Source organism: Streptomyces regalis (genome assembly GCF_001509475.1).
Classification (GTDB): domain Bacteria; phylum Actinomycetota; class Actinomycetes; order Streptomycetales; family Streptomycetaceae; genus Streptomyces; species Streptomyces regalis.
Map to the genome: position 1 here is coordinate 1 of NZ_LLZG01000265.1, position 13,917 is coordinate 13,917.

Consider the following 13,917-nt stretch of genomic DNA (forward strand, 5'->3'; position numbering starts at 1 on the left):
TTTCGCCTCCCGCACCGGCCGTCGCTTCTCAGCGCCGGTCCGTGCATTTCAGCCCGTCCGGCGTTTGAGGACGAGGCCCGTTCAGGGCCGAAGCGGGGGCCTGGGGGCAGCAGGCCCCCAGGGCGGGGTCGAAGGGGCGGCAGCCCCTGGGGATGGGACGGGTAGGGGCGGCGGGGGCGAGACACTGGACGGGTGACCGAAACCGACCGAACCCCCCTGTCCCTCACAGCCGTGGAGGCCATCGCCCGCGCCGCCCACGCCACCCAGACCGACAAAGCCGGACGCCCGTACACCGAACACCTCCAGGCCGTCGCCGAAGGCGTACACGCACGCGGCGGCGACAACGACCAAATCGCCGCAGCCTGGCTGCACGACGCCGTGGAGGACGCCGCACTGACCGACCACTGGCTGGAAGAAGCCGCGCTGAGCCGTCGCACGAAGGACATCGTGCTGGCCCTCACCAAGCGTCCCGGAGAGCCGCCCGAGACCTACGCCGCCCGCATCCTCACCACTGACGGCGCGCTCCTGGTGAAGCAGGCGGACCTGGCGCACAACGCGAACCCGGCACGCCTCGCGGCCCTCGACGAGGCCACCCGTAAACGACTGACCGAGAAGTACGCACGGATGCGCGCACTTCTCGGTCTGGTAGGCGAGTGACGTCCCGCGAGGGGAACGCTCCCAGTCGGCTCAGGCGTTGACCCTCTGCTCAGGCGTTGACCTTCTCGCGCTGGGCCACGCCCTCACGCTTCTCACGCTCACGGGCCAGCTGCGCCGCGTCCCGCTTGAACGCCCAGTCCATCTTGGGCTCCATCGCGAACCGGAACACCCGCTGCACCGGCTTGGTGCACAGCAGCGTGACACCGACAGCCGCGCAGACGGTGACGAAGATCTCGCCGAGCGGCCGCTGCAGCCAGGCGTGGTCGAACCAGCCCTGGTAGTCCCCGGCCTTCACGAAGAAGCCGTGCAGCAGATAGCCGTACAGCGTCCCCGCACCGAGCGCCGTGAACCACATGTGGCGGCGCGGCACCCACGCGAAGAAGCAGGCCGTCAGCAGCAGCGAGCAGCCGAACATCGCCAGCACCATGACCGGCCCGCTCCACCACGGCGCGTGCAGCTCCTGCGCGGCGTCACGGTGGTAGAACCACGCGGTGTTCATACGCGGCACCGCCCACCAGCCGAAGGCCAGCGCCACCGCACCCACCGGCACGGACAGGATCCGCACCGTGCGCGTGCGCACCATGTGGAAGTGCTCGGGCTTCATGATCAGACCCAGCACGAAGTACGGCAGGAACTGCAGCACCCGCTGCAGATCCAGGTCGTCGCCGATCTCCGGGGCGACCGTCGCCGCCATGGCGAGGCCGAGCGCGATCGGCAGCGGCCAGCGCACCATCTTCCAGATGGGGGTGGTCATCCGCCAGATGAACAGCGCGCACAGGAACCACGTCAGGTACCACGGGTCCAGGAGACTGATGTCCTGGCCCGGGTCCTCGTCGATCCAGCGCTTGAAGAGCGGATACGCCGTTTCGAAGACGATGTACGGCACGGCGACGCCGGTGATCAGCCGCTTCATCCGGCTGGGGCTGGCGTCGAAACTGCGCGAGAAGAAGCCGGAGATGATGATGAACGCCGGCATGTGGAAGGTGTACACGACGGTGTACACGGCCTCAAGGATCCGGCTGTCGCCCTTGATCGGCTCCCAGGCGTGTCCTATGGCGACGAGCACGATCGCCAGGTACTTGGCATTGTCGAAGAACGCGTCGCGCTGCTTGGCATCGCTGGACGCTGGTCTGTTGCTCGCCTGAGCCTTCTGGTTCTGAGCCTTCTGGTTCTGCGGCGAGCGCGGACTCGGCACTCCGTCCGCCGGCGACTGGGCCGGGGGGAGTGGCGCTCTGTTGTGGCCGTGCGGTCGCAGCGAGTCCGTCACAGACCCTCCCGCCGGATGTCGGGGGAGGCGATCCAGGACCTTGCTGCGCATGCGGGGGACGAGGCAGCGTGGAACATCTGAGGCACCCTAGCGTTGTCTGTGTGATTTCGTAAAACCCGCCAGGTCATTCCTGGTTATTGGGCTCGACCACGCGTGTATGACGAACATGCACCCGCTGGCTGCCTGTTGGTCACCCGTCTTGTCCGGATTCATCCGGACTAAGCGGTGCATAGGTGCAGGAGCTGACTCCGGTGGAATGATCGGAGTGCGCAGAATTCGAAATACCCGCGAACACGTTGTGTGCCGATGGAAACGATCCCGCCGAATTCCCTGCGCGGGTGTCCCGTCGGAATGCTGTACGGGCACAACGGGAGAGGTCGCTGCGGGCGGAGGGTCCGCACAGATCCGGCACAGGTGTGGCGAACGAAACGTCACGTGCCGCATAGCGAGGCCCGGTTGGTGGCACGATGGTTCTGGCGGGGGTGCGCGGGGTGCATCCCCGGGCCGGGAGAGCGGACCGACCGAGGGTGTGATCTGTTGTGGCCATTTCGCTGTCAGTGGTGGTGCTGTTGGCGATCATTTTGGTGGTGTTGATCCGTGGCGGATCCCTGAAGGCCGGCCCCGCCGTCGTCGCCGTACTGTTCGGCTTCTTCCTTGCCTCGACCGGCATGGCCGACGACATCCAGCGGTTCCTCAACTCGATAGCCGAGACGATCAACTCCATCCAGTTCTAGGGTCCGTGGGGCGCCCCGGAAGGGGACGGATACCCTCGTTCGTGATCGTCGAACGGTACGGAACGGGGGAACGTACGGAATGGCGCTGCGCGAGACCGACCCGCCGGAGGTGGGCGGCTACCGGATCGAGGACCGCCTCGGCTCCGGTGGCATGGGTGTGGTCTACCTCGCCCGCTCCGCCTCCGGACGGCGCCTCGCCCTCAAGGTCGTCCACGCGCAGTACGCCGACGACGACGAGTTCCGCACCCGCTTCCGCCGTGAGGTTGCCGCCGCCCGCCAGGTCAGCGGCGCCTTCACGGCCCCCGTCGTGGACGCGGACGCCGACGCGCCGCGCCCCTGGATGGCCACGCTCTACATCCCGGGCGAGGACCTCGGCACCCACGTCCGCCGCCATGGCCCCCTGCCGCTGCCGAAGGTGCGTGAACTCGCCGCCGGTCTGGCCGAGGCCCTGCGGGACATCCACCGCGCCGGAATGGTCCACCGTGATCTGAAACCGGCCAATGTGATGCTCGCCGAGGACGGCCCTCGCGTCATCGACTTCGGCATCTCCCGCGCCACCGAGTTCGCGGCCCAGGAGGTCCTCACCCAGACCGGCCGCGTGATGGGCACCCCGCCCTACATGTCCCCGGAACAGTTCTCCTCCCCCCAGGACGTGGGCCCGGCCGCCGACGTCTTCTCTCTCGGCTCGGTCGTCGCGTACGCCGCCACCGGCCATGGCCCGTTCGACAGCCCGAGCCCCTACGAGACGGCCGTACGCGTCGTCGACGGTGACGCGGAACTCGACGACGTCCCGCCCGAGTTGCTCCCCTTCATCCGCCTGTGCCTGGAAAAGCACCCCAAGTCCCGACCGACGCCGGACGAGTTGCTGCTGTTGCTGCGCGACGGCCACGTCCCCGAGCCGAGGCCATTGCCCACGCCTGCGGCCGAGGAGACCCGTCCAGTACGCCGGCCGAAGCGCCGCAGGCGCCTGTGGCTGGCCACCGCACTGGGCGCCGCACTCCTCACTGCCGTCACCGCGACCACTGTCGCCGTCACAGGGGGTGACGAAACCGCCCCGGGCGACCTGCCGACCGGCTGGCAGGCCTGGCACAAGTCGTCGAAGGACCCGAGCGTCGACAAGGAGCCGGTGGGCCCCAGCAACCCGTTCAACCGCTGCGCTGCCACCGGCCGGTCCCTGGTGTGTGCCGGCGACGACGTCATGGCGACCCGCTTCGCCCTCGCCGACGGCCGCAACACCTGGGCCCGGCCCATCGACGAGACGGCGGACGACCTCGGCGCCAGCACCGGGGGCACGATCATCGCCGCCCACAGCGGCCGTGTGTACGTCTACGGCGCCGACGACCGTCCCATCGGCCATGACGGGATGAGCCTGACCCGCTACACGGTTCAGGCGCTCGAAGCCGAGAGCGGCAAGGTGATCTGGAAGACCGTCACCGGCGACGGCCCGGCGGCCTCGGAGCCGGGCACTGACTCCATCGCCATACCCGCCGGCGTCGTCGCCACGTACGGCGACGAGTCGCAGTACTACGCCCTGCTCGGCGCCGACGACGGCAAGGTCCGCTGGAAGCGCCCGCTGCCCGACCCGGACGAGCAGCCCTGCATGCTGCGCGGCGCAGCCGGGCACGCGTACCTGATCTGCACGCTCTACACCGGAAGCGACATCACCGGCACGAGCGTCACGCAACTCGCCCCGACCACCGGACGGCCCAGCTGGACCGTGAAGGCGAAGGGGGGCGATCTGGACCTCGTCGGACAGACGGACGGACGCCTCGTGCTGGTCGGTTGGACCGGCAACCACCGCACGGTGACCCTGATCAACGCCAAGTCACACGTCCTGACGACCGTACGGCTCTCCCCGGCCCAGCCCGAGGAAGCATCCGTCCACCTGGTGGACCGCACCCTGTACTTCATCCTCGAAGGCGGCAGCGTCCGGGCGGTCGACCCGAGCACGGGACGCCAGCTCTGGAAGACCGACTCCACGGTGGAGAGGTCGAGCCGCCCGACCGCTTCCGGCACCCGTCTGTACCTGGCGTCCCCCAGCGGTCGCCTCGCCGCCATCGACCTGCGCACCGGCAAGGTCGTCGCGACCAGCCCGGGCCGCGACGACGGCACCCTCCTCGACACTCCCAGCTACGTCAACGCGCCACCCGTCCTCGTCGGCGACGCCCTCTACGTGGCGTACGGCAGACGCTCCGTCTACACCGTGGACGTACGCGACCTGTGAACCCGCCCCTGGAAACGGTCAGGGAATCGTCAGATGATCGGTCAGGGAAACGATCAGGGCCAGGTCGGGGGGAAACCCTCTGACCTGGCCCTGAGCCGTACAGAGCGGGCGACGGGAATCGAACCCGCGTAGCTAGTTTGGAAGACTAGGGCTCTACCATTGAGCTACGCCCGCACAGGACGCGCCGCAGGTCAGGTGACCGCGGCACTGCAGGCATCGTAGCGGGTCAAGCCCCCTCGACGCACACTCCATTGCCACACGGTCGGCCCAGCGACCGGCTCGGCGAAATGCGGCGGCCCCACTGCCTGCGGGCATGTACCCTACGTGTCGCACCAGCACGGGGTGTGGCGCAGCTTGGTAGCGCGTCCGCTTTGGGAGCGGAAGGCCGTGGGTTCAAATCCCGCCACCCCGACCACGACCGGTCCACACCGGCCACACGCGCGACGACCTCGGGTGATCGCGTCCATTGATCGCCTTTGGGACGTGTCGCCGCTGCCGTTACTATGCAAGCTGCACGCCCGTGTGTCTCTCTGTATGAAGTCACGAAGTCCTCCGGGCGGCGAAATCCGCCGGACCAGTCTGGCTCCGGCAGAACCCAAGAAGTCAGCCACAAGGAGACCGAACCGTGAAGAGCGCCGTGGAGACCCTGAACCCGACTCGGGTTCGGCTCACTGTCGAGGTGCCCTTCGAGGAGCTCAAGGACAGCCTCGACGCGGCGTACAAGAAGATCAACCAGCAGGTCACGGTGAAGGGCTTCCGGAAGGGCAAGATCCCGGCGCGCGTCATCGACCAGCGGTTCGGCCGCGGTGCGGTCCTGGAGGAGGCGGTCAACGACGCGCTTCCGAAGTTCTACACCGAAGCGGTCAACGAGGCCGAGATCGACGTCCTCGGCCAGCCCGAGGTCGACATCACCGAGCTGAAGGACGGCGAGACGCTGAACTTCACCGCCGAGGTCGACGTCCGTCCGGCCATCGAGATCCCGGACTACTCCGGCATCGAGGTCGAGGTCGACGCCGTCGAGGTCAGCGAGGAGGACGTCGAGAAGGCCGTCTCCGACCTCCGCGAGCGCTTCGCGTCGACCTCCCCGGTCGAGCGTGCCGCCGAGGACGGCGACGTCGTCACGATCGACCTGCAGGCCAAGGTCGACGGCGAGGTCCTGGAGGACGGCGTCGCCGAGGGCGTCTCCTACACCATCGGCTCCGGCGAGCTGCTGGACGGCATCGACGACGCCGTGAAGGGCCTGGAGGCCGGTGGCGAGGCCACCTTCACCTCCGAGCTCAAGGGCGGCTCGGCGGCCGGCAAGGAGGCCGAGGTCACCGTCAAGGTCACCCAGGTCGCCGCGCGCGAACTGCCCGAGCTGGACGACGACTTCGCGCAGCTCGCCTCCGAGTTCGACACCCTCGACGAGCTCAAGGCGGACAGCCGCAAGCGCCTCGAGAACATGAAGCAGTACGACCAGGCCACGCAGGCCCAGGAGCGCGTCCTGGAGAAGCTGCTGGACCTCGTCGAGGTGCCCGTCCCCGAGAAGCTGCTCGAGGACGAGATCAACACCCGTAAGCACAACCTCGAGCACCACCAGCTCGGCCAGATGGGTCTCGACCTCGAGAAGTACCTCGAGATCCAGGGCAAGACGGTCGAGGAGTTCGACGCCGAGACCAAGGAAGCCGCGGTCAAGGGCATCAAGACGCAGTTCGTCCTCGACGAGCTCGTCAAGCAGGAGAAGCTGAACGTCAACCAGGAGGAGCTCACCGAGCACCTCATGCGCCGCGCGGCTTCCTCCGGCATGTCCCCCGACCAGTTCGCCCAGGCGGTCGTCGAGGGCGGCCAGGTTCCGCTCCTGGTCGGCGAGGTCGCCCGCGGCAAGGCCCTGGCCGTCGTGGTCGAGAAGGCCACGGTCAAGGACACCAACGGCGAGGTCATCGACCTGGACGACGAGGACGAGGTCGAGCAGGCCACCGAGACGGTGGAGGCCGCCGAGGGCACCGCCGACGAGGCCGGCGAGGAGAAGACCGAGGGCTGAGCCCACGGCACGCCTGATGGACGTATGACGGGCCCCGAAACGCGGCGAGCGTTTCGGGGCCCGTTGCCGTACGCCCCCTGAAGGGGCGCGGGGCTGTGTCGATGTGCGGCTCCGCCGCGTGGGCGCGAGCAACCACACGCAACCCGCGCTCACCCACTGACCAGCGGAGCTACGGCGAGAAATCCGCCCCACCCGGCGGAGTGCATGCGCTGACAGCGAACACCCGCAGAACCGGGATTGCAGCGCAGGGCCACCGCGTTAGGGTCCATGAATATGAGGGCAGGGGAGCCCCCGTTGCCCGCAGAACACGTAAGACGGCCCGGCGCCGTCGTAAGACGAGCAGGTGGATACGTGACGAATCTGATGCCCTCCGCCGCCGGCGAGCCTTCCATCGGCGGTGGCCTCGGCGACCATGTCTACAACCGGCTGCTCAACGAGCGGATCATCTTCCTCGGCCAGCCGGTCGACGACGACATCGCGAACAAGATCACCGCACAGCTGCTGCTCCTTGCCGCCGACCCGGACAAGGACATCTACCTCTACATCAACAGCCCCGGCGGCTCGATCACGGCCGGCATGGCGATCTACGACACCATGCAGTACATCAAGAACGACGTGGTGACGATCGCCATGGGCCTCGCCGCCTCGATGGGACAGTTCCTGCTCAGCGCGGGCACGCCGGGCAAGCGCTTCGCGCTGCCGAACGCCGAGATCCTGATCCACCAGCCCTCCGCGGGCCTGGCCGGCTCCGCCTCGGACATCAAGATCCACGCCGAGCGGCTGCTGCACACCAAGAAGCGCATGGCCGAGCTCACCTCGCAGCACACGGGCCAGACGATCGAGCAGATCACCCGGGACTCGGACCGTGACCGCTGGTTCGACGCCTTCGAGGCCAAGGACTACGGCCTCATCGACGACGTGATCGCCACGGCCGCCGGTATGCCGGGCGGCGGCGGCACCGGGGCCTGAGCCCCGTAGAGCCCCTCAGCCGACCGCCTAAGCCCCTAGGAGACAGACAGTGAACGACTTCCCCGGCAGCGGCCTCTACGCCCGCACCGAGGCCGAGTACACCGGCCCGCGGGCCGAGTCCCGGTATGTGATCCCCCGCTTCGTCGAGCGCACCTCGCAGGGCATCCGCGAGTACGACCCGTACGCGAAGCTCTTCGAGGAGCGCGTGATCTTCCTCGGCGTGCAGATCGACGACGCCTCCGCGAACGACGTCATGGCGCAGCTGCTGTGCCTGGAGTCGATGGACCCCGACCGGGACATCTCGGTCTACATCAACAGCCCGGGCGGCTCCTTCACCGCGCTCACGGCCATCTACGACACGATGCAGTTCGTGAAGCCGGACATCCAGACGGTCTGCATGGGCCAGGCGGCCTCCGCCGCCGCCATCCTGCTGGCCGCCGGTACGCCCGGCAAGCGCATGGCGCTGCCGAACGCCCGTGTGCTGATCCACCAGCCCTACAGCGAGACCGGCCGCGGTCAGGTCTCCGACCTGGAGATCGCCGCCAACGAGATCCTGCGGATGCGCGCGCAGCTGGAGGAGATGCTGGCCAAGCACTCCACCACGCCGATCGAGAAGATCCGCGAGGACATCGAGCGCGACAAGATCCTCACGGCCGAGGACGCGCTGTCGTACGGGCTGATCGACCAGATCATCTCCACCCGGAAGATGAACAACGCCGACGTTCGCTGACGCGGACCCGGTAGTGTCTGCTGCCCCTTGGCACGGTTTGGAATGGTGCACGTCAAAGTGAACCGCGCCAAGGGGGGCCCGAACGGGGGGCCAGGCAAGGTACCGTCGACATAAGGCAGCACCAGGAGCCGCTGGATTCGAAAACGTCCAGTCGTCTCCCAGGCGAAGGGGAAGCACACCGTGGCACGCATCGGTGACGGCGGCGATCTGCTCAAGTGCTCGTTCTGTGGCAAGAGCCAGAAGCAGGTCAAGAAGCTCATCGCAGGCCCTGGTGTGTACATCTGCGACGAGTGCATCGATCTCTGCAACGAGATCATCGAGGAAGAGCTCGCGGAGACCAGTGAGGTCCGCTGGGAGGAACTGCCCAAGCCGCGCGAGATCTACGAGTTCCTCGAGGGCTACGTGGTCGGCCAGGAACCAGCCAAGAAGGCTCTCTCCGTCGCCGTCTACAACCACTACAAGCGCGTCCAGGCCGGCGAGAACGGCGGCGGTCAAAGCCGCGAGGACGCCATCGAGTTGGCGAAGTCCAACATCCTGCTGCTGGGCCCCACGGGCTCCGGCAAGACGCTGCTCGCCCAGACCCTGGCGCGGATGCTGAACGTCCCGTTCGCCATCGCCGACGCGACGGCGCTGACGGAGGCGGGTTACGTCGGCGAGGACGTCGAGAACATCCTGCTGAAGCTGATCCAGGCGGCCGACTACGACGTCAAGAAGGCCGAGACCGGGATCATCTACATCGACGAGATCGACAAGGTCGCGCGGAAGAGTGAAAATCCGTCGATCACCCGGGACGTGAGCGGCGAGGGCGTCCAGCAGGCCCTGCTGAAGATCCTGGAAGGCACGACGGCCTCGGTCCCGCCCCAGGGCGGCCGCAAGCACCCGCACCAGGAGTTCATCCAGATCGACACGACGAACGTCCTGTTCATCGTGGGCGGCGCGTTCGCCGGCCTGGAGAAGATCATCGAGTCCCGGGCCGGCGCCAAGGGCATCGGCTTCGGCGCGACGATCCGCTCCAAGCGCGAGCTGGAGGCCAAGGACCAGTTCGAGGACGTCATGCCCGAGGACCTGGTCAAGTTCGGCATGATCCCGGAGTTCATCGGCCGTCTCCCCGTCATCACGAGCGTGCACAACCTGGACCGGGAAGCCCTGCTTCAGATCCTCGTCGAGCCCCGCAACGCGCTGGTGAAGCAGTACCAGCGCCTCTTCGAACTCGACGGCGTGGAACTCGACTTCGAACGCGAGGCCCTGGAGGCCATCGCCGACCAGGCCATCCTCCGCCAGACGGGCGCGCGCGGCCTGCGCGCCATCATGGAGGAGGTCCTGATGTCGGTGATGTACGAGGTGCCGTCCCGCAAGGACGTCGCCCGGGTCGTCATCACGGCAGACGTCGTTCACTCGAACGTGAACCCGACGCTGATTCCGCGGGATGCGCGCCGCGGACCGGGCGAGCAGAAGTCGGCGTAGCCGCACCGCAGACGTACGAAGGGGCCCCGGTCGTCCGACCGGGGCCCTTTGCGCTGTGGACGCGTGCGGCGTCAGGCCTTGACGCGGACCTCCGCGCGCACCTTCGTGGTGATGTCGATCGCCACGTCCTTGGCGATGCCCGTCGTGGCGTCACTCGGCGACACGAGGGCGATGGTGCTGTAGTCGGCCCAGGCGCAGAACCAGTTGGTCCTCTCCTGCTTGGTCATCAGGTCCTGGCCCTTGGTCGACTGGCACTTCATGACCGCGCCGTCGAGGTCGGCCGCCTCGGGCTCGCCGACCAGTTCGGTCTTGCCGGCGCTGCTGCTGGAGGAGGAGCTCTCCTCGGCGGACTTCTTGAAGTTCGCGAAGAACGCGTCCAGAGCCTTCTCCGGGTCTGCGATCTCGCCGTAGGCGCCCGCGTACGAGATGCCCTTGGCCTTCGCCAACTCGGCCAGATCGGGCGTGGTGCTGTTCGGGTCGCTGGGGTCGTAACTCGAAAGGTCCGCGGTCGAGTAGACACCGAACACGCTGGTGCCGTTCTTGACGCCGCTCTTCTCCAGCTCCTCCGTCGAGTCGCTGCTGGACGTGTCGCCCTCTTTGCTCATCCGCGTGTAGTCGCTGAGCAGCTTCTGCGGCGTAGCCAGCTTGTGCGCCCCGTCGTCCTCGAGGTTGCCCGCTCCGCCACCTCCGCCGCCGAGTACGAAGTACGCCCCGACGGCGATCGCGGCCACAACGGCGACCGCGCCGATGATCAGGCCGGTCTTCTTGTTGCCGCCACCCGGCGCCGGCGGCTGCGGCATCCCGTACGGGGCCTGTCCGTACGGGGGCTGCTGGCCGTACTGGTTCGGCTGCTGGGGCGGGACGCCCGGGGCCTGCTGCGGGTAGCCGTAGCCGGGCTGGGGCTGGGCCGGAGGAGCCTGCTGAGGGTAGCCGTAGCCGGGCTGGGGCGCCTGGGGCTGCTGGCCGTACGGGCCGGGCTGGCCGTACGGACCGGGCTGCTGGGGCTGCCCGCCGTACGGGCCCGGCTGGTTGTAACTCATTTCTGGGTTCCCCTCCAGATGCTTATATGTTCACGACATCCTGGCGCAATCACAGCGCAGGCATGGCATCGGGGTGCCCACCGTTACAGAACAAACGCGTTTCGGGACACGCCCGGGACACCTCTAAACTGGGCGGGTGACCGAGAACGCTCAGCAGCAGCCACCAGCGCCCGACACCGAACTGCCGACCCAGTACGCGCCGGCCGATGTAGAGGGGCCGCTGTACGAGCGCTGGGTGGAGCGGGGTTACTTCGAGGCGGACGAGAAGAGCGACAAGCCGCCGTACACCATCGTCATCCCGCCGCCGAACGTCACGGGCAGCCTGCACCTCGGGCACGCCTTCGAGCACACCCTCATCGACGCCCTCACGCGCCGTAAGCGCATGCAGGGTTACGAGACGCTGTGGCAGCCCGGCATGGACCACGCCGGCATCGCCACGCAGAACGTCGTCGAGCGCGAGCTCGGCAAGGAGGGCAAGTCCCGGCACGACCTGGGCCGTGAGGCGTTCGTCGAGCGCGTCTGGCAGTGGAAGGGCGAGTCGGGGGGGCAGATCAGCGGCCAGATGCGGCGGCTCGGCGACGGCGTCGCGTGGTCCCGTGAGCGCTTCACCATGGACGAGGGGCTGTCCCAGGCCGTCCAGACCATCTTCAAGCGGCTCTACGACGACGAGCTGATCTACCGCGCCGAGCGCATCATCAACTGGTGCCCGCGCTGTCTGACCGCCATCTCGGACATCGAGGTGGAGTACCAGGACGACGACGGCGAGCTCGTCTCCATCCGGTACGGCGACGGCGACGACTCCATCGTCGTGGCGACGACCCGCGCCGAGACGATGCTCGGTGACACCGCGGTCGCCGTCCACCCGGAGGACGAGCGGTACCGCCACCTCGTCGGCCGTGACATCGAGCTGCCGCTCACCGGCCGCCGTATCCCCGTCGTCGCCGACGAGCACGTCGACCCCGAGTTCGGCACCGGGGCCGTCAAGGTCACCCCGGCGCACGACCCGAACGACTTCGAGATCGGCCAGCGCCACGACCTGCCGTCCCTGACCATCATGGACGAGCACGCGGTCATCACGGCCCACGGTCCCTTCCAGGGCCTGGACCGCCTGGAGGCCCGCTCGGCCATCGTCGGCGCGCTGCGCGCCGAGGGCCGGATCGTCGCGGAGAAGCGGCCGTACGTCCACTCGGTCGGCCACTGCTCGCGCTGCAAGACGACCATCGAGCCGCGTCTGTCCATGCAGTGGTGGGTCAAGGTCGGCCCGCTGGCGCAGGCGGCCGGCGACGCGGTCCGCGAGGGTAAGGTCAAGATCCATCCGCAGGAGATGGAGAAGCGGTACTTCGACTGGGTCGACAACCTCCACGACTGGTGTATTTCGCGGCAGTTGTGGTGGGGTCACCGGATTCCGGTCTGGTACGGCCCGGAGGGTGAGGTCGTCTGCGTCGGTCCCGACGAGGAGCCGCCGAGCGGTGAGGGCTGGCGTCAGGACACCGACGTCCTCGACACCTGGTTCTCCTCCGGCCTGTGGCCGTTCTCCACGCTCGGCTGGCCCGAACAGACCGAGTCGCTCGCGAAGTTCTACCCGAACTCCGTCCTGGTCACCGGCTACGACATCCTCTTCTTCTGGGTCGCCCGGATGATGATGTTCGGCCTGTACGCGATGGACGGCACCCCGCCGTTCCACACCATCGCCCTGCACGGCATGGTCCGCGACCAGTTCGGCAAGAAGATGTCGAAGTCCTTCGGCAACGCGGTCAACCCGCTGGACTGGATGGACAAGTACGGCAGCGACGCGCTCCGCTTCACGCTCGCCCGCGGCGCCAACCCGGGCGTGGACGTCCCGATCGGCGAGGACTGGGTCCAGGGCTCGCGGAACTTCGCCAACAAGATCTGGAACGCCACGCGCTTCGCGCTGATGAACGGCGCGACGGTGGAGGGCCCGCTGCCGGAGCCGTCGGCGATGTCGTCGACGGACCGCTGGATCCTCTCCCGCCTGAACTCCGTCGTCGCCGAAGTCGACGCGTTCTACGACGACTTCCAGTTCGCCAAGCTGTCCGACGCGCTCTTCCACTTCGCGTGGGACGAGGTCTTCGACTGGTACGTCGAGCTGTCGAAGACGACGTTCGCCGCGGGCGGCGAGGCCGCGGAGGTCTCCAAGCGCGTCCTCGGCGAGGTCCTGGACGTCACGCTGAAGCTGCTGCACCCGGTGGTCCCGTTCGTCACGGAGACGCTGTGGACCACGCTCACGGGTGGCGAGTCGGTGGTCATCGCCGAGTGGCCGAAGGCTGTGTCTGTTCCTGGCGCTGACGCACCGGGCGGCTTCCGTGACGCGGGGGCCGAGCAGGAGATCGCCGTTCTGCAGCAGGTCATCACCGAGGTCCGCCGCTTCCGCGCCGACCAGGGGCTGCAGCCGGGCCAGCGCGTCCCGGCCCGCCTGACCCTCGACGGCACGGCACTCGCCCCGCACGAGCCGGCCATCCGCCAGCTGCTGCGCCTCCAGCCGGAGGGCGACGCGTTCACGGCCACGGCGACGCTGCCGGTGGCGGGCGCGGAGGTCGCGCTGGACCTCTCGGGCGCGATCGACGTCGCGGCCGAGCGCAAGCGCCTCGCGAAGGACCTGGCGGCGGCCGAGAAGGAGAAGGCCCAGGCCACGGCCAAGCTCGGCAACGAGGCGTTCCTGGCGAAGGCGCCGGACCAGGTGGTGGAGAAGATCCGCGGACGCCTGGCGAAGGCCGAGGAGGACATCGCGCGGATTGCTGCGCAGCTGGAGCGGCTGCCGCAGGCGTAGGCGTTTGTACGGCTATGAAGGCCC

10 protein-coding genes and 2 tRNA genes are annotated in these 13,917 nt (G+C 68.2%); 9 read left to right on the top strand and 3 right to left on the bottom strand.

Going from position 1 to position 13,917, the window contains the following annotated elements:
• Positions 1–192: 192 nt before the first annotated feature.
• Positions 193–657: an HD domain-containing protein gene (locus ADL12_RS25180; protein ID WP_062705420.1), complete on the top strand. Its 465-nt coding sequence runs from the start codon at positions 193–195 to the stop codon at positions 655–657.
• Positions 658–706: 49 nt separating this feature from the next.
• Here the strand turns inward: ADL12_RS25180 and ADL12_RS25185 are convergent, their stop codons facing one another.
• Positions 707–1,924: an acyltransferase family protein gene (locus ADL12_RS25185; protein ID WP_062705423.1), complete on the bottom strand. Its 1,218-nt coding sequence runs from the start codon at positions 1,922–1,924 to the stop codon at positions 707–709.
• Positions 1,925–2,463: 539 nt separating this feature from the next.
• Here ADL12_RS25185 and ADL12_RS25190 point away from each other — a divergent pair.
• Both ADL12_RS25190 and ADL12_RS25195 read left to right on the top strand, forming a co-directional pair.
• Complete coding sequence (locus ADL12_RS25190; RefSeq protein WP_062705425.1) at positions 2,464–2,658, top strand: hypothetical protein; 195 nt, start codon at positions 2,464–2,466, stop codon at positions 2,656–2,658.
• Between the two features lie 79 nt (positions 2,659–2,737).
• Positions 2,738–4,882, top strand: coding sequence for a protein kinase domain-containing protein (locus ADL12_RS25195; protein ID WP_062705427.1), 2,145 nt, complete (start codon positions 2,738–2,740; stop codon positions 4,880–4,882).
• Positions 4,883–4,985: 103 nt separating this feature from the next.
• Here ADL12_RS25195 and ADL12_RS25200 read toward each other — a convergent pair.
• Positions 4,986–5,056: transfer RNA gene (locus ADL12_RS25200), tRNA-Gly, on the bottom strand.
• 164 nt (positions 5,057–5,220) lie between these two features.
• On the opposite strand from ADL12_RS25200, the gene ADL12_RS25205 reads away from it, so the two are divergent.
• From ADL12_RS25205 to clpX, 5 genes are all read left to right on the top strand, one after another.
• Positions 5,221–5,297: transfer RNA gene (locus ADL12_RS25205), tRNA-Pro, on the top strand.
• A 210-nt stretch (positions 5,298–5,507) separates the two neighbouring features.
• Positions 5,508–6,902 (top strand): trigger factor, encoded by a 1,395-nt coding sequence (tig, locus tag ADL12_RS25210; protein ID WP_062705429.1) that lies wholly within the window; start codon positions 5,508–5,510, stop codon positions 6,900–6,902.
• Positions 6,903–7,265: 363 nt separating this feature from the next.
• On the top strand, positions 7,266–7,871 hold the full coding sequence (locus ADL12_RS25215; protein WP_062705518.1) for an ATP-dependent Clp protease proteolytic subunit: 606 nt from the start codon (positions 7,266–7,268) through the stop codon (positions 7,869–7,871).
• Between the two features lie 49 nt (positions 7,872–7,920).
• The gene (locus ADL12_RS25220) at positions 7,921–8,601 is read left to right on the top strand and encodes an ATP-dependent Clp protease proteolytic subunit (RefSeq protein ID WP_055623850.1); all 681 of its coding nucleotides are present in this window, start codon (positions 7,921–7,923) and stop codon (positions 8,599–8,601) included.
• A gap of 180 nt (positions 8,602–8,781) precedes the next feature.
• Positions 8,782–10,065: an ATP-dependent Clp protease ATP-binding subunit ClpX gene (clpX, locus tag ADL12_RS25225; protein WP_062705431.1), complete on the top strand. Its 1,284-nt coding sequence runs from the start codon at positions 8,782–8,784 to the stop codon at positions 10,063–10,065.
• Between the two features lie 71 nt (positions 10,066–10,136).
• Here the strand turns inward: clpX and ADL12_RS25230 are convergent, their stop codons facing one another.
• A complete protein-coding gene (locus ADL12_RS25230; protein WP_062705433.1) occupies positions 10,137–11,105 on the bottom strand; it encodes a hypothetical protein in 969 nt (322 codons plus the stop codon).
• Between the two features lie 136 nt (positions 11,106–11,241).
• Between ADL12_RS25230 and ADL12_RS25235 the strand changes: the two genes are divergently transcribed.
• Positions 11,242–13,893 (top strand): valine--tRNA ligase, encoded by a 2,652-nt coding sequence (locus ADL12_RS25235; protein WP_062705435.1) that lies wholly within the window; start codon positions 11,242–11,244, stop codon positions 13,891–13,893.
• The last annotated feature ends 24 nt before the right edge of the window (positions 13,894–13,917 follow it).